Origin of the sequence: Dokdonia sp. 4H-3-7-5 (assembly GCF_000212355.1) — a bacterium.
Classification (GTDB): domain Bacteria; phylum Bacteroidota; class Bacteroidia; order Flavobacteriales; family Flavobacteriaceae; genus Dokdonia.
The window spans coordinates 1,719,079-1,735,193 of the sequence record NC_015496.1; the positions used below are offsets into that span (position 1 = coordinate 1,719,079).

The 16,115-nt window shown below is 38.6% G+C and carries 13 protein-coding genes; 8 read left to right on the forward strand and 5 right to left on the reverse strand.

The genetic code is table 11. From position 1 onward, the window contains the following. Nucleotides 1–49: 49 nt before the first annotated feature. The gene (locus KRODI_RS07600) at nucleotides 50–1,312 is read right to left on the reverse strand and encodes a hypothetical protein (protein ID WP_013751011.1); all 1,263 of its coding nucleotides are present in this window, start codon (nucleotides 1,310–1,312) and stop codon (nucleotides 50–52) included. A gap of 246 nt (nucleotides 1,313–1,558) precedes the next feature. On the opposite strand from KRODI_RS07600, the gene dgt reads away from it, so the two are divergent. After that, nucleotides 1,559–2,890 carry a dGTP triphosphohydrolase gene (dgt, locus tag KRODI_RS07605; protein ID WP_041295653.1) on the forward strand — a complete coding sequence of 444 codons (1,332 nt, stop codon included), beginning with the start codon at nucleotides 1,559–1,561 and terminating at the stop codon, nucleotides 2,888–2,890. Nucleotides 2,891–2,979: 89 nt separating this feature from the next. Beyond that, nucleotides 2,980–5,682, forward strand: coding sequence for a T9SS-dependent M36 family metallopeptidase (locus tag KRODI_RS07610; protein ID WP_013751013.1), 2,703 nt, complete (start codon nucleotides 2,980–2,982; stop codon nucleotides 5,680–5,682). Nucleotides 5,683–5,737: 55 nt separating this feature from the next. On the opposite strand, the gene KRODI_RS07615 is transcribed toward KRODI_RS07610, so the two are convergent. Beyond that, nucleotides 5,738–7,501: a 1-deoxy-D-xylulose-5-phosphate synthase gene (locus tag KRODI_RS07615; protein WP_041295654.1), complete on the reverse strand. Its 1,764-nt coding sequence runs from the start codon at nucleotides 7,499–7,501 to the stop codon at nucleotides 5,738–5,740. Between the two features lie 53 nt (nucleotides 7,502–7,554). Here KRODI_RS07615 and KRODI_RS07620 point away from each other — a divergent pair, with 53 nt between their 5' ends. Beyond that, a complete protein-coding gene (locus KRODI_RS07620) occupies nucleotides 7,555–8,004 on the forward strand; it encodes a nucleoside deaminase (RefSeq protein ID WP_013751015.1) in 450 nt (149 codons plus the stop codon). Between the two features lie 58 nt (nucleotides 8,005–8,062). Here KRODI_RS07620 and KRODI_RS07625 read toward each other — a convergent pair whose 3' ends face one another. Both KRODI_RS07625 and KRODI_RS07630 read right to left on the reverse strand, forming a co-directional pair. Then, a complete protein-coding gene (locus KRODI_RS07625) occupies nucleotides 8,063–8,827 on the reverse strand; it encodes a TIGR03915 family putative DNA repair protein (protein ID WP_041295852.1) in 765 nt (254 codons plus the stop codon). A 7-nt stretch (nucleotides 8,828–8,834) separates the two neighbouring features. Next, complete coding sequence (locus tag KRODI_RS07630) at nucleotides 8,835–10,121, reverse strand: putative DNA modification/repair radical SAM protein (protein ID WP_013751017.1); 1,287 nt, start codon at nucleotides 10,119–10,121, stop codon at nucleotides 8,835–8,837. 169 nt (nucleotides 10,122–10,290) lie between these two features. On the opposite strand from KRODI_RS07630, the gene KRODI_RS07635 reads away from it, so the two are divergent. After that, nucleotides 10,291–11,250, forward strand: a complete 960-nt coding sequence (locus KRODI_RS07635) for a carbon-nitrogen hydrolase family protein (RefSeq protein ID WP_013751018.1) — start codon at nucleotides 10,291–10,293, stop codon at nucleotides 11,248–11,250. A 61-nt stretch (nucleotides 11,251–11,311) separates the two neighbouring features. On the opposite strand, the gene KRODI_RS07640 is transcribed toward KRODI_RS07635, so the two are convergent. Beyond that, entirely contained in the window at nucleotides 11,312–11,935 is a 624-nt protein-coding gene (locus KRODI_RS07640; protein ID WP_013751019.1) for an ExbD/TolR family protein, read from the reverse strand. Between the two features lie 322 nt (nucleotides 11,936–12,257). Here KRODI_RS07640 and KRODI_RS07645 point away from each other — a divergent pair, with 322 nt between their 5' ends. The 4 genes from KRODI_RS07645 to KRODI_RS07660 are packed head-to-tail and all read left to right on the forward strand — an operon-like array spanning nucleotide 12,258 to nucleotide 16,115. Then, nucleotides 12,258–13,148: a pseudouridine synthase gene (locus KRODI_RS07645; RefSeq protein WP_013751020.1), complete on the forward strand. Its 891-nt coding sequence runs from the start codon at nucleotides 12,258–12,260 to the stop codon at nucleotides 13,146–13,148. Between the two features lie 6 nt (nucleotides 13,149–13,154). Continuing rightward, nucleotides 13,155–13,874, forward strand: coding sequence for a glycosyltransferase family 2 protein (locus KRODI_RS07650; protein ID WP_013751021.1), 720 nt, complete (start codon nucleotides 13,155–13,157; stop codon nucleotides 13,872–13,874). After that, entirely contained in the window at nucleotides 13,867–14,487 is a 621-nt protein-coding gene (locus KRODI_RS07655) for a lipid-A-disaccharide synthase N-terminal domain-containing protein (protein ID WP_013751022.1), read from the forward strand. The genes KRODI_RS07650 and KRODI_RS07655 overlap by 8 nt, the downstream gene beginning before the upstream one ends. Continuing rightward, complete coding sequence (locus KRODI_RS07660; RefSeq protein WP_013751023.1) at nucleotides 14,484–16,115, forward strand: ArnT family glycosyltransferase; 1,632 nt, start codon at nucleotides 14,484–14,486, stop codon at nucleotides 16,113–16,115. Before KRODI_RS07655 ends, KRODI_RS07660 begins: the two co-directional genes overlap by 4 nt.

Sequence of the window (16,115 nt, forward strand, 5' to 3'; positions counted from 1 at the left end):
TTATTGTATAGTTTGTATGCGTGTGGGATGTTAAAGCCCCTTTTGTTATTTAGTCAATTACACCAGATGTACTTGCTGCTGCAAATGTCCATCCAAACACTGTAAGATCTGCACCTCCAGATGTTCCAGCTGTTGTCCAATCTGCAGCTTGATCTGTAAATGATGGAGATATAATAGTAGACTCACCATCTCCAGTTTTTTCAACAAAAATTGAATTTGCAGGAGTAACTCCTTCTACGATCCAGTTTGTGAAAGAAATTAATCCATCAATGTAGTTTTGAGAAACCCCATTGTTATCTAATTCAACATCCTTACCATCTTGGAATCCTGTTACAAATACATTGTTGGTTGCTCCTTGAGCACCATCTCTGTAGTCTGCATGTTCTCCATTTGGAGCAGTTGCGCTTCCTATAAGTGTAATGTTATTAAGAGTAAAAGCACCGTTTAAAGATCCTTCTGGACCATCTATTTCTAAAGCGTGATCAGAGATGTCTCCAGCAATTACAACTGCGTTTGTTACAGTTCCTGAGTATGCTTGATCGATGTCAAGACCATCATCACCTTGAGCCCACACTAAAAGATTTGATGCATTCACAGTACCTCCAAAAAATTCGATACCATCATCTACATTTCCTACAACCTCTACATGATCGATAGTAGTTCCTGTTCCTACACCACCTAAAGTAAGTCCGTTAATTTCGTTACCCTCACCTATGAGTGTTCCGCCATGACGTATTGAAACATAAGTTATAGTTCCTGAGTCATCTGCTGCATCAGTACCTCCATAAAGACCGTTAGTGTCACTAGCAGGTATTCCTTCAATTTGAGATGCTTCTACGTCACCATCCTCAGAGATAGGTGCGTTACCTAATACGATAAGTCCTCCCCATAAACCACGAGTATTTTCATCAAGAGTTCCTTCTGTTTGTCCTAGTTGTATACCATCTGCACTAGAAGTCATTATAATTGGAGCAGCAGCCGTTCCGTTTGCCTCTATTTTTGCATCACGTGCAATGATTAAAACAGAAGCGTTTGCCTCTTGTCCTGCAAATGCTTTAATGATTGTTCCTGGCTCTATAGTAAGAGTGTTTCCAGCTGTTACAATCACACGACCATCTAACTGCCAGATAGCATCATTTGTTAATGTAATGTCTTCGGTGATATTTCCAGAAAGTGTAGTATCTACGCTATCTGTATCATCACCACCTCCAGTTCCAGGAACTTCAGTTATTACGATAGGTTGATCATCATCACTTGAACATCCTGCTAAAATTCCACCTAATAAGGCTAAACTAAAAATTAATTTTTTCATCTTGGTTTTCGATTTGATTGTCATTTAAAATCTTCGATGCAAAGATGCTAGCATTATCTTTTTTTGAAGTTACCTCATTGTTATAGTTGTATTAGCTTCTTGTAATTTTAGTGTTATCTGAAGGTTAAGAATGTTATGCAATTCCTTAAATGTTATGTTTTTTACGCTTTCGCGAAAGCGTAAATCAATCAAAAAAAAGTAGAAAAAGACTATCTTTCCCCTTGCTAACAAAGGATTGAAAAAATGATGCAATGGGAACGACTGCTTTCACTTAAGAGGCAAGGAGATACAAATAAGAGATTACGAGCAGAGCAAGATGAAACCCGTTTAGGCTTTGAAGTAGATTACGATCGTATAATCTTTTCGTCGGCTTTTAGAAGCCTACAAGATAAGACGCAGGTAATCCCTTTGTCCAAAACAGATTTTGTTCATACACGATTAACGCATAGTCTAGAGGTTGCTGTTGTGGGAAGGTCATTAGGTAGGCAAGTAGGGAAACAAATTCTAGAAAAATATCCTCACCTTTCTGAGGTACATGGCTATAAGATGAATGATTTTGGGGCAATTGTAGCTGCTGCTGCGCTGGCACACGACATTGGGAATCCTCCTTTTGGTCATTCTGGAGAAAAATCTATAGGTGATTATTTCAAAAATGGTGGAGGTAAGCGATTTGAAGCAGAGCTCACAGATAAAGAATATCAAGATCTATGCACTTTTGAAGGAAATGCAAACGGGTTTAAAATACTCACGGAATCCCGTCCTGGTGCAGATGGTGGTCTAAGACTTTCGTATGCTACTTTAGGTACTTTTATGAAGTACCCAAAAGAATCGCTCCCACATAAGCCTACAAAACATATAGCAGATAAGAAATATGGTTTCTTTCAAGATGATAAAGCCTCTTTTCAAGATGTAGCCGAAGAACTAGGTCTTATCCAGACCAGATTAGGGAAAGATATAAGTTATGCGAGACACCCGCTTACTTTCTTAGTAGAAGCAGCAGATGATATTTGCTATACTATTATAGACTTTGAAGATGGCATTAACTTAGGGCTTATCCCAGAAGAATATGCTTTAGAATATCTTATAAAACTCGTTCCACATATCAATAGATCTAAATATTCAACCCTTACAGATAAGGCGGCAAGAGTGGGTTATCTGAGAGCACTCGCAATAGGAACGCTCATAGAAGAGGCTGTTTCTATTTTTATGAAAAACGAAGAGGCTATTCTCGAGGGAGTATTTGATAAGGCATTGCTAGATAAATCTAAATATGAAGCGCAAATCAATGATGTTCTCAAAATAAGTGTTTCAAATATTTATGAGAGTGACGAGGTGATTTCCAAAGAAATAGCGGGTTATGAAATTTTAAACACTTTATTGTCTGCAAGGTGCAATGCAATAACAGTCTCTCCTACACATTACGATAAGCTAGTTCTAAAATTATTTAATACAAGATCAGACGGTGATTATACTTTGTATCAAGAACTCTTAGAAATTTGCAATCAAGTATCTGTGATGACAGATAGTAAGTCTGTTAAAATATTTCAACAGCTTCAAGGAATGAACATTAATGGGTAAACAATTATGTTAATGAACGTACATTCATTGTGGGGTTAGTGGCTTTCGTTTAATTTTATTGCATAATTTAAATTAAATCCTATATTCCTATGAAAAAAAATTACGTTAAGATTTTAATGATTTTGTTGTTTGTCACCTCGATGGGTGTTCAGGCACAGGATTATTTATCACTGCTCAAGCAGGAAATTACCTCACAGAGGAGCCAATTAGGAATTGGGTCTCAAGATATAAATGAACTATATATTTATAGTAAGAGCAAAACTCAAAAAACTGATGTAATGCATGTATATGCAGGACAAAAGTATAATGATATTTCGATATTTAATGCTACGGTAAATGGAGCGTTTAAAGGACAAGAATTAGTTTATTTCTCAAACACTCTTGAAGCAAACATATCTGCTCGTGTAAATACAACAACGCCACAATTAAATCCTTTACAAGCAGCAACAGCAGCAGCAGTTGAATTAGGTCTGGGCTCTGGAAGCTTCTCCTTAATAGAGACAGTAACAACTAAAGAATTTTTGCTAACTAATGGTGGTGTTTCTTTAGAAGATGTGCCTGTAGAATTAGTTTATGTGCCCGTGGATGAGGACTTAAAACTTGCGTGGGATCTTAATCTTCATACTCTAAATGGCAAGCATTGGTGGAGTGTGCGCATAGATGCTCAAACAGGAGAAATTATCAATCAGAACGATTGGGTGGTTTCTTGTTCATTTAGCACTCATAATCACCAATCAATAAACGAGAACAACAATTCATCTAAGAAAAACTTTAGTTTATTTAAAACAGAGGAATCTAGTGCAGCTTTTGCTGGGGAGCAGTATAACGTATACGCCCTTCCATTAGAGAGTCCTAATCATGGTAATGCTTCACTAGTGGTAGACCCACAAAATCTTGATGCTTCTCCATTTGGATGGCATGATACAGATGGTGCAGAAGGAGCCGAGTTTACAATAACTCGTGGTAATAATGTACTTGCATGGGATGATATATTAGGAGATAATGAGGATACAGGAGGTACTTCGCCAGATGGCGGTGATGCTTTGAACTTTGATTTTCCATACGCATTTGACACAGATCCAGTAAATATGTTAGAAGCGTCCACAACAAATTTATTTTACTGGAACAATATCATGCATGATGTTCTCTTTCTTTATGGTTTTGATGAGGAGAGTGGGAACTTTCAACAGACTAACTATTCCAATTTAGGAATAGGGAATGATTTTGTAATTGCAGATTCTCAAGACGGATCTGGACTTAACAACGCAAACTTTGCAACTCCACCAGATGGTAACAATCCAAGAATGCAAATGTTCCTTTGGACTGCGAGTGGACCTCCAGGAGAAGCTGTTACGATTCTTGATGGGTCTTTAGCAGGTTCATATATTGGAATTCCTGCTGGATTTGGAGCTCCTCTTCCAGAGGAAACCGCACTACAGGGAGAACTTGTTATACTGTTAGATGATAACGCGGGAGAGTCAACAGATGAGCTTGATGGTTGTGATAATGTGACAAATGCTGCTGATGTAGCTGGGAAGATTGCCCTATTGAGAAGAGGTGCATGTGAGTTTGGAACTAAAGTATTATCAGCAGAACAAGCTGGGGCAATTGCAGTAATTGTAGTAAATAATGTTCCTGATGCACCAATTGGAATGGCTCCAGGAGCAACAGGTGATCAGGTCACGATACCTAGCGTAATGGTCTCACAAGAAGATGGAGAAGCTTTAATCGCAGCGTTACAGAACGGAGAGGTGATAAATGGATCTCTTCTTAACGACGGTCCATTCCAGATTGATGGTAATTTAGATAATGGGATTGTCGCTCATGAATATGGCCACGGCGTATCAAATAGACTAACTGGAGGGGCAAATAATTCTAATTGTATGAGGACTTGTGTACAATTTAATGCAGATGGTTGTGTTCCAGGTAGGGCTACAGAAGTAATGAGTGAAGGATGGTCAGATTATTTTGGACTCATGCTTACAATGAGGGAAGGTGATACGGGAGAAGATGTAAGGGGTATTGGAACTTATGCAATAGGACAGCCTACAGATGGTGTTGGTATACGCCCAACAGCTTATAGTACGGATTTTGCGATAAACAATTCTTCATACGATTCTGTTGCAGAATTCGAAAGCACGACGGCACCACACCCAGTAGGGTATGTTTGGGCAACAATGATTTGGGATATGACATGGGGATTCATTGATGAGTTTGGTTTTGACGCAGATATATATAATGGTACAGGAGGTAATAATATAGCACTTCAATTAGTAATGGATGGTCTTAAATTACAACCGTGTAATCCAGGTTTTGTAGACGGTAGAGATGCTATACTAGCGGCTGTAGAAATGAGCCCATACTTTACAGATGAGGATACGAAAGCCACAGCTGGATGTATTATTTGGACAGCATTTGCAAAAAGAGGATTAGGTTTTTCTGCAGATCAAGGTGATTGGAGAGAGCGAGAGGACGGAACTTCAGCTACAGATCTACCACCAGATAATCTTAACCCTTGTTTAGGACCTCTTTCTGTAGAACGAGTTGCGGCAGCTGGAGTGTTTAGCGTATTTCCTAACCCTAGTAACGGTAATATCAATATTGCAGTAAACACACCTCAAGGTCGAGGAACTGTAAAAATTATTGATATAAATGGACGTGTAGTTTATACAAAAGATGCTGTTCTTGAGGGTTCTTTAAAATTACAAGCAGAAGGACTTGCAGCAGGTATTTACTTACTACAGGTACAGAGTGCTAATGCTACTGAAACTATTAAGATTATCATCGAGTAATATTAGATATTGAATCAAATAAGAATCGGCAGACTCATAAGTCTGCCGATTTTTTTTATGCAAGATTTTTAAGAAGGCTAGTAATTGCGTTTACAGATATTCCAGCTTCTTCATACTGCTCCTCAACCGTGGCATGTTCTATAAACGCGTCTGGTACTCCTAGTACGGTAAGTTTGCCTTTGTACGCTTTCGCGAAAGCGTAATCACCCACAACACTTCCCAGTCCACCTATTTTTGAGCCATCTTCTACAGTGATGATATGTTTATAGGTTTTAAAAACCTCATCTAATAAGTCGGTGTCAATTGGTTTTAAAAAGCCAATATCATAAATACCGCATTCATTTTTAGATTGTTTTACCGCTGTCAAAACATTCTTTAAAATGTTTCCTATACTTATAATGGCAACATCTTTACCTCCCTGAATACAACGTCCTTTACCTATTTCAATCTTTTTAAAAGGAAGTTGCCAGATTATATGGATACCGCGACCACGAGGGTAACGTATCGCAATAGGGTTGTCTAATCCAAGTTGTGCTGTGTACAAAATATTACGAAGTGCAATCTCATCACTTGGGGCATATATAATGAGATTAGGAATACAATTGAGATAGGCCAAATCAAAGACACCCTGATGAGTGCCGCCGTCTTGCCCCACCAGTCCTGCTCTATCTAAACAGAAAATCACAGGTAAGTTTTGAAGCGCAACATCATGAATAATTTGGTCGTATGCGCGTTGTAAAAAAGTAGAATAGATGTTGCAATACACAACCATTCCCTCTGTAGTCATACCTGCCGAAAGCGTTACGGCATGCTGCTCTGCGATGCCTACGTCAAAGGCACGATCTGGAAAAGCAGCAATCATGTACTTAAGGGAACTTCCCGTAGGCATGGCAGGTGTAATCCCTATTATTTTCTTATTAAGTGTAGCGAGCTCCACGATAGTATGCCCAAAAACATCTTGATATTTTGGAGGCTCTGGTATTTCTTCTTTTTTTACTCTAATGCCAGTAATGGCGTCAAATTTCCCAGGTGCGTGATAGGTGATCTGTTCTTGTTCGGCGAGGGCTAGTCCCTTTCCTTTGGTGGTAATTACATGTAAGAATTTTGGACCTTCTACTTTTTTGAGAGCTTCTAAGGTCCCTAGTAGTTTAGGTAAATCGTGACCGTCTATCGGGCCAAAATATTTAAAATTAAGAGCTTCAAAGATGTTGTCTTCCCTAGCAGTGCCTTTTTTTACGTTAGTTAGATATTTTTTTAGAGCTCCAACGCTGGGATCAATACCTATAGCATTGTCGTTAAGGATAACAAGCAAGTTTGCGTTAGTGACTCCGGCATGGTTTAGCCCTTCAAAAGCCATACCGCTAGCTATGGAGGCATCACCTATTACGGCGATGTGATGTCTATCTTTTTGACCTTTTAATGTTGCAGCCATCGCCATTCCCAAAGCTGCAGATATAGAGGTGCTGCTGTGGCCAGTTCCAAAGGTGTCATATACACTCTCCATACGATTAGGAAAACCACTTATGCCACCTTTTTGCCTGTTAGTATGGAAAATATCTTTACGTCCCGTTAATATTTTATGTCCATAAGCCTGGTGACCCACGTCCCAGATAAGATTATCTTCTGGGGTGTTAAATATATAGTGTAGGGCAATTGTAATTTCAACAACTCCTAAACTAGCGCCTAGATGTCCTTCCTTAGTTGCAATAATATCAATAATAAAACGACGAAGCTCTACCGCAAGTTGGGGTAGTTGCTCTTGCGTCAATAGACGCAAATCGCTTGGTGTTTTTATAGTATCAAGAATACTCTCTGGCATGTTACAAAGGTACATCTTGAATATGTATTTTTATATCATTAAAAACAGGATACATGCTAGAACCTTATGATGATGCTTACTTTATGAAGAAGGCTTTGCAAGAAGCGCAAGCTGCTTTTGATCAAGGTGAAATTCCTGTTGGTGCCGTAGTCGTAATTGATAATATGATTATTGCCAGAGCACACAATCTTACAGAGCGTTTAACAGATGTAACCGCACATGCAGAGATGCAGGCGATTACAAGTGCTTCTAATTTTATAGGTGGCAAATACCTTCAGCAATGTACATTGTATGTGACCTTAGAACCTTGCCAGATGTGTGCGGGTGCTCTCTATTGGAGTCAAATAGGTAGGATCGTTTATGGAGCAAAAGATTTGAGGCGTGGTTATGATGTGATGGGTACCATCTTGCATCCTAAGACAAAGGTAGAAAGCGGAGTGCTCGCACAAGAGTGTGAAAGTATCATGAAGCGCTTTTTTGTAGATAAGCGCAATCTTAATTAATAATACTTTACCTTTTATAACTCTTAATTACGCTTTCGCGAAAGCGTAAACTTGCATTTTACGGCTGCTTTTCACTTAAATACTTCCAGTATCTCTTGGGTACATGCTGTAAGTGTAGTCTCATGTTTTTACGAGACGGAATATTGGTGCTTTTAAAATAGTTTTTCCATAAGTCTTGATAATGCATTTCATCATGCGTGAAGTAAAATGGCGCAGCTAGGCTACTATTAATATCATTTGAGATTTCAAGCTGTACATAGTTGACAGTCTTTAGATCATAGAAAATCCCATAATTCCTGCAGCGATCATAGATGAGCCATTTTTGATCTGCATATCTATTTTTAAAGTGAATGGCATTAAGAGGTAAGGTGTCAAAATCTGGTTCTACCTCTGCAAAATATACATTGTCCTTAGTAAGTCTAAACCTGATAAAGGCATCCATTCTATGTTTTTCACGCCCTACAATTTTAACCAAATTGGTAAGTCTCAACACATCGATATCTGCAAAATTATCAGTGACATTTTCACCTTTAAATCCTTTTTTAATTATTCGTAAGAGTACTTGCTCTCTATCTGATTGCTCACTTAAAAATGCTTTATAGATGAGATTACCGGCTTTCTTTCCTATTCTATATTCAATGCCTTTCCATACACGATCAGATTTTGCTTGATCTGTATATATTGTATGCTCCTCATCAAAGAAATTTACGGTGACTAGTCGCTCGCTTACAATTTTTACTCGTGTAGGTTTACGGTCATAAACCTCAAATACTGCAGTGAGAAAACCTTCGAAGGTCCCATCATAGATATATTGATCTATCATTCCCATCTTACGACACAGTTACATTTGCATTAGACTCAAAAAGGTTAAGCTGGCTGCTGTAAGCACCTCGCCATTTACTAGAAGAGGTTCCCATGATTAAGCTTTTGAGTTGTGCAGCGGTGCGGTCTTTTGTTTCAAATTGTGAAGAAGCGCAAACAAGAAAATACTGAGCGCGATTCATAGAGATGCCTATAGCTTTTAGATGTTCCCAACCTAGTTTTCTATATCTACGAGCGTTAATAATTTTATCTACAGAGCGCATTCCTACACCAGGAATGCGAGCGAGCAATCTGCGGTCTGCATAATTTACATCTACAGGGAAGTGCTGTAAGTTGCGTAGTGCCCAACTTAATTTTGGGTCGATATCTGTTTCAAGATTAGGGTGTTCTTTGTTAAGTAATTCTTGTATGCTAAATCCATAAAAACGCAATAGCCAGTCTGTCTGATACAATCTATTTTCTCGTAACATAGGCACATCTGTACCTATAGAAGGCAATCGCTCGTCATGACTTATAGGGATGTATCCAGAGTAGTACACCCTTTTCATTTGGAATTCTTTGTAAAAGTATGCACTTGTGTACATAATCTGAGCATCTGTCTCACCCGTAGCGCCTATGATCATCTGTGTACTCTGTCCAGCAGGTGCATATATAGGAGTACTTTTTATAAGCTTTTTCTCGCTTTTGTATTGAATGATCTCATTCTTCACTTTGCGCATAGGCTTGATAAAGTCTTCACGCTTTTTATCTGGAGCAAGTAATTTAAGACCTTGCTCCGTGGGTATTTCAATATTTACCGAAAGTCTATCGGCATAAAGTCCTGCTTCTCTCATTAATTCGTCGCTCGCTCCAGGAATAGATTTGAGATGGATATACCCATTAAAATTTTCTTCAAGGCGTAGTTTCTTGGCAACAAGAACCAGGCGCTCCATGGTATAGTCGGCATTTTTAAAAATACCACTACTTAAAAATAGGCCTTCAATATAATTTCTACGGTAAAAGTTGATGGTGAGATTCACTACCTCTTGTACTTTGAAAGCGGCACGTTTTACATCATTACTTTTGCGAGTTACACAATATGCACAGTCAAAAATGCAATGATTAGTAAGTAAGATTTTCAATAACGATACACATCGTCCATCTTCTGTATAGGTATGGCAAATTCCCATCCCACTAGAATCTCCTAGGCCTTTATTTTTATTTGCACGCTTACTGCCGCTAGAAGAGCAAGACACATCATATTTTGCAGCATCTGCGAGGATGTTGAGCTTTTCTTTAATACGTTCAAAATTCATAGCAATAGGATTTATGTCAAAATTATGGCATAATTCCTAATATATGGATTGTAACGCAAATTTTGTGAATGGTATTGAAAGAAATAAGTACGCTTTCGCGAAAGCGTAACCCCATGAAGCCGACTACTATTTATTACTTTTAACATCATCACTTTTTTAAACTATATATATGTCACAGCCTAATCATTTAAAAGTTGCTCTTGCTCAAATCGCTCCAGTTTGGGGGAATAGGGAAGAGACGATTAAAAAAATAAAAATCGCCATTCAAGAAGCCGCCGAAAATGAGGCAGAACTCATTGTCTTTGGAGAAGGGTTGTTGCCTGGATATCCATATTGGTTATCACTCACAGATGGTGCGGCATGGGATACAAAAGTGGTGAAGGAATTACATGCGCACTACGCAAGAAATGCGGTTGAAGTAGAACGAGGCGATATAGATGAAATATGTTCATTATCGAAACATTTCAATATTGCAATATATCTCGGAATAATAGAAAAACCTATGGATAGAGGAGGAGCAAGTTTATATTGCTCCTTAGTGTATATCAATCAAAATGGAGAAATACAATCTGTTCACCGCAAATTACAACCTACATATGATGAGCGATTAACTTGGGCGCCAGGAGATGGTCACGGTCTAAAAGTGCATCCTCTTAAACAATTTACAGTGGGCGGTCTTAATTGCTGGGAGAACTGGATGCCTTTGCCACGTGCTGCTATGTATGCACAAGGTGAAAATTTGCATATTGCCGTATGGCCAGGGAGTGATTACAATACGAAAGATATTACACGATTTATTGCCAGAGAATCTCGTAGTTATGTAATCTCTGTATCAAGCAGAATGGCAATTGCTACGGACTTTCCGGAAGATACTCCTCACCTCAATGAAATTTTAAAATGGGCTCCAGAGCGTTCATCAAACGGTGGTTCTTGCATTGCAGGACCAGATGGCGAATTCATCCTACCTCCAGATATTGAAACAGAAGGAAATATATATCACACCTTAGATTTTAATAGGGTGTATGAGGAACGTCAGAATTTTGATCCTTCTGGGCATTATTCTCGTCCAGATGTAACAAAGCTCACAGTTAACAGAGAACGTCAGAGCACGGTAACCTTTAATGACTAATTGAATAGCGGCAGAAATCACTTGAAGATTTCTGCCGCTTTTTATTGTTTGAATAGGTATATTAAATCCTTAATTCTTTTGAAGTCTCTGCCTCAGAGATAAGCATTGGGAACATAGCTCGCACTTGTTTTAATTGTGCTGTTCTTTTTAATACATCTCCTTTGTAAGTACCATTCTTTATATCCTTATCTGTAGCTGTAAAGTCAATCGCAAATAACCGTTGTGCTTCTCTATTTCTTAAAAACTCATAAGCACTTGAAATCTCATTCTGTACCGTGATATACGTATTGTAGTTTGTAAGTCTATCTGGCGAAATAGAGATTACAGCTTTCTGAGGATTATCTGACGAGAGTAGATCTCTACTGCCTTCGCAGTAATCACAATATCCATCTTGATCTGATGGAATGCCGCCGTTATCAAGAAAGTCAATGGTTAATTGTCTTAAAGCTTCAAGCGGTACACGTTCATTTTCTACCAGCAGCATATTATCTGCGTTCACAATAATTTCAAAGAGGTTCTTGTTTTTGATAAGAACTTCGGTGTTGTCTTTAATCGCTGGCGGAAGCTGCCGTGCGATGCCTTTGTCCTTTTCTATAGTTGTGGTAACCAAGAAAAAAATAAGCAAGAGGAAGGCAATGTCTGCCATAGATCCTGCATTTACTTCGGGAGTAGTGCGTCTTCTCATAATGTATAAAGTTTTAAAATGTTGAACAGGATGTGGGAATCAAGTTCTGTGCCAGTAGGCTGTTTTTTGAAAATGGAGAATGTCTAAGCTCTTAGCGAGTGTGTTTTATAAGCAGCTTTAGGATTTTAATTGTCAGTATTTATCCAGACGTTTATATGGTTTTAGATGTAATGAGAGTAGTATGTTGGGCTTATTTTACTTCATAAAAGCTTCTTTGTAATGCGGTCAAATTTTCGCGAAAGCGAGCAACTTATTATTATGCTCACTAGGTAGTAAAAGAGTACGGAGTAAATCTTACCTTTGCAGCTTAAACAATAATGTAATGAGCAGAGGAGCAGATAATAGAGGAAAAGGAAAACCATCTGGGCGTAGTGGCGCTGGCGGAAAGCAAAAGAGTGGTTCTAGAGGGACACAACCCGTGCGTAAACAAGCGAATAAACCAGTAGGAAAACCTAAGGATAAAGCCTTTGATGCACAAAAAAAACAAGCGCCTAGAAAGAAGGATGATGGAACGATGCGCCTTAATAAGTATATAGCAAACTCAGGGATATGTTCTCGTCGTGAGGCAGATATGTATATCTCTATAGGTCAAGTTACCGTAAATGGTAAGGTGGTTAATGAGATGGGTTACCAAGTAAAACTAGAGGATGATGTTCGTTTTGATGGACGTCGTATCAATCCTGAGGCAAAAGCTTATGTGTTGCTTAACAAGCCTAAAGGCTTTGCAACTACAACAAGTAATGATAAAGGAAATACCGTAATGGATCTCGTAGCAGGTTCTACTAAATCTCGTATTCAACCTATAGGAAGATTAGGCCGTAATGCGATGGGATTATTACTTTTTACTAATGATGATGAACTTGTACAGAAATTTACAAATTCTAAAAAAGGAGTAGATAAGTTATACCACGTAGAGCTTTCTAACAACTTGAAAGGTGCAGATATTGAGCGAATCAATGAGGGTCTTAAGATCGATGGCAAAACAATTACCGTAGACGAAATAAGCTATGTAGATGGAGCACCAAAAAAGGAAGTAGGTCTTCGTATTAGAAATACTGGTAACAGTGTGATACGTACTATTTTTGAACACCTTAACTACGAGGTGGTACGTGTAGACTGTGTGACTATAGCGGGACTTACAAAGAAAGATTTACCTAGAGGTCACTGGAGATACTTAACGAAACAAGAGGTTGTAAATCTTAAAAACGGATAGGTTTTTATGGAGTATCGTCTTACCATCGTAGTCCCAGTTTATAATGAAGAAGATAACCTCGCAAGGGTAGAGTCTGAATTTGTAGCTTATTTTCAAACTGCTACAGCAAAGAGTAAGGTGCTGTTTGTGAACGATGGTTCTAAGGATGCGAGTCTTGATATCATCAAGGAAATTTGCGCTAGAAATACTGATTTTGAGTACATCGCATTTACAGAAAATTGCGGACTAAGTGCCGCAATTAAAGCCGGATTTGATCACGCAGATACAGAACTCGTAGGTTATATAGATAGTGACTTACAGACGTCTCCAGAAGATTTTAATGTGCTTATTAAAGAAATAGGACCCTATGATCTTGTGACTGGCGTGCGTGCAGATCGTAAGGATAAGTTTGTAAAAAACATGTCTTCTAAGATCGCAAATGGAATACGCCGTTCGTTTACACATGATGGGATGGATGACACTGGTTGTCCGCTTAAAATTATAAAAACGGAGTACGCCCAGCGCATACCTATGTTTAAAGGTCTACACCGTTTTCTTCCTGCAATGATTTTATTGCAACATGGGAAAGTAAAACAAGTACCTGTAAGACACTTCCCGCGTATTGCTGGAGAGGCAAAATTTGGTGTTTGGAATAGATTATTGGGTCCACTTATGGATTGCTTTGCCTATCTCTGGATGAAGAAAAAGTACATCAATTATAAAGTAGGTAGTACAAGCCGTGGATAGTCTGTCGCTACTTGCCGTACTTGCGCAGCTTCTCTTTGGAGGGCGTATGTTATCGCAGTGGTTACTTTCAGAAAAGAGTAAAAAAGTAGTAACACCGCTTACGTTCTGGTGGCTTAGTCTTTCTGGATCTTTTGTACTTTTTATTTACGGATATTTCCGTACGGACTTCCCGCTTATGCTGGGTCAAGTGCTGGGATACATCATTTACATAAGAAATTTACAAATCCAAAAGCAGTGGAAATTGTTACCCAAATGGTCTCAGTTTTTAATCATTGCCATTCCTGTCGGGATTATTGCATACGGGTGGAATAATGGGAAATTTGACCTTGCAGCATTATTCTCAAAAGAGGAGATGAGCACTTGGCTGCTTACCCTTGGAATCGTTGCACAAGTCTTATTTACACTTCGTTTTGTATACCAGTGGTTTCATGCGGAAAAGAATAAAGAAGCAACATTACCTCTTGGGTTCTGGTTGTTTTCATTTACGGGAGGACTACTCTCGTTGCTGTATTTCTTATACCGTGTAGATTATGTAATGGTGCTCTCTTATGGGCTGGGAACGTTTATCTACGCGCGCAATATTTATCTTTATTATAAATCTCAAAAGGCTTGATCAAACTCATAGAAAAGCGGCCTGTTCTCACAATCATTATCGTGGTTGGAGTTTTGTTATTGCCTTTTCTTGATGTACTAGAAGTGACGATCATGGAAGCTCGCAACTTTGTGACAGCGAGAGAAATGCTTACAGATGGTAACTGGATACTCACCACCATGAATGGTGAGCCACGTTATGAAAAACCGCCTCTGCCCACTTGGCTATCGGCAATTTCTGGAGCTATTTTTGGTGTAAATAGTGTCTGGGCAATGCGTTTTCCAGCCGTATTAATGGTGATGTTGCTGGGGAGTATGATATATACGCTTTCGCGAAAGCTGACTCTTACTAAACGCAATAGTCTTATTAATGCACTCGTAAGTATAACGTCATTATATGTTATTCTTATAGTTTTTGAAGCACCGTGGGATATATATGCACATGCATTTATGCTCACGGCAATTTATTGCATTTTTAAGGGATTGAGTGAAGATACATCACGCGGGAATATATCGACTTGGCTCATCGCTGCTATATGTATAGGAGCGTCTATATTGAGCAAAGGGCCTGTTTCTTTATACGTACTGTTCTTGCCATTTCTGATTGCTTATGTCGTAATCTATAGAAGAGAAACAGAACGTAGAAAGTGGTTGCCAGTAACGCTTGTTTTGCTAGGAGGGTTATTATTAGGTTTTAGTTGGTACGGTTATGTACGTGCTATAGATCCGGAAACTTTTGCAGCGATAGCATCAAAAGAAACAGGAAACTGGACGAGTTATAATGTGAGGCCATTTTACTACTACTGGAGCTTCTTTGTACAAAGCGGATTATGGACAATTCCAGCCTTTATAAGTCTATTGTATCCTTATCTGAAGACTAGGGTTTCAAATAGAAAAGCATATCGTTTTACATTTTTGTGGACCATTATCGCTGTCGTACTACTTTCTGTCATTCCAGAGAAAAAATCTCGATACTTGATGCCTGTACTGATACCACTAGCCATGAATGTTGGTTTTTATATCACGTATCTCGTAAAACGTTTTAAAGAATTAAAAAGTAGAAAAGAGATTGTTCCCGTGTATTTCAATGTGGGCTTATTGCTTTTAATATTTATAGCTGCTCCTATTGCATTTATTTACCTAGCTATATCACACTCAATAGCTGTAAATGCTATTGGCGTAATTGCTTTTATGGTAGTTCTTATAGTTGCACTATATATTATACGTGCTTTGATGCGTGGAAATATATACCATGTTTTCCTGCTTATTGTCCTCGCTGTTATTTGTACGGCCATAGGAAGTCTTTCTGTTCTTAAAAACAACCTGTTTAATGAATATTACAGCGCATTTATCGATGAGGTTCTCGAAAGTAGCACACCACTTTATAGTTTTGAAATGGGCGCTCCTGAGGTGTTCTGGGGAGCTGAAAGGAAAATAGTTATGCTTGACTCTGAAGAGCCTGTACTGGTAGATGAAAGATTCTACTTGTTATTATGTTCAGATTGTGAAACTGTTCTTGCAGAGAAGTTTAATGGCTATCAAGCAACGTATATTCAAGACTTTGATTTTAATTATAACGCAAGCGGCAGTAGAGCTTATAAAGGTAGAAAGTCTGGAAAAGTGTATGAAATGATTAAGGTGGGAAAATAG

Coding starts and splice junctions, on each gene's coding strand:
- KRODI_RS07650 (WP_013751021.1), top strand. CDS start 13,155: ATGGAGTATCGTCTTACCATCGTAGTCCCAGTTTATAATGAAGAAGAT.
- KRODI_RS07645 (WP_013751020.1), top strand. CDS start 12,258: ATGAGCAGAGGAGCAGATAATAGAGGAAAAGGAAAACCATCTGGGCGT.
- KRODI_RS07630 (WP_013751017.1), bottom strand. CDS start 10,121: ATGAATTTTGAACGTATTAAAGAAAAGCTCAACATCCTCGCAGATGCT.
- KRODI_RS07615 (WP_041295654.1), bottom strand. CDS start 7,501: ATGCCAGAGAGTATTCTTGATACTATAAAAACACCAAGCGATTTGCGT.
- KRODI_RS07625 (WP_041295852.1), bottom strand. CDS start 8,827: ATGATAGATCAATATATCTATGATGGGACCTTCGAAGGTTTTCTCACT.
- KRODI_RS07600 (WP_013751011.1), bottom strand. CDS start 1,312: ATGAAAAAATTAATTTTTAGTTTAGCCTTATTAGGTGGAATTTTAGCA.
- KRODI_RS07610 (WP_013751013.1), top strand. CDS start 2,980: ATGAAAAAAAATTACGTTAAGATTTTAATGATTTTGTTGTTTGTCACC.
- dgt (WP_041295653.1), top strand. CDS start 1,559: ATGCAATGGGAACGACTGCTTTCACTTAAGAGGCAAGGAGATACAAAT.
- KRODI_RS07640 (WP_013751019.1), bottom strand. CDS start 11,935: ATGAGAAGACGCACTACTCCCGAAGTAAATGCAGGATCTATGGCAGAC.
- KRODI_RS07620 (WP_013751015.1), top strand. CDS start 7,555: ATGCTAGAACCTTATGATGATGCTTACTTTATGAAGAAGGCTTTGCAA.
- KRODI_RS07635 (WP_013751018.1), top strand. CDS start 10,291: ATGTCACAGCCTAATCATTTAAAAGTTGCTCTTGCTCAAATCGCTCCA.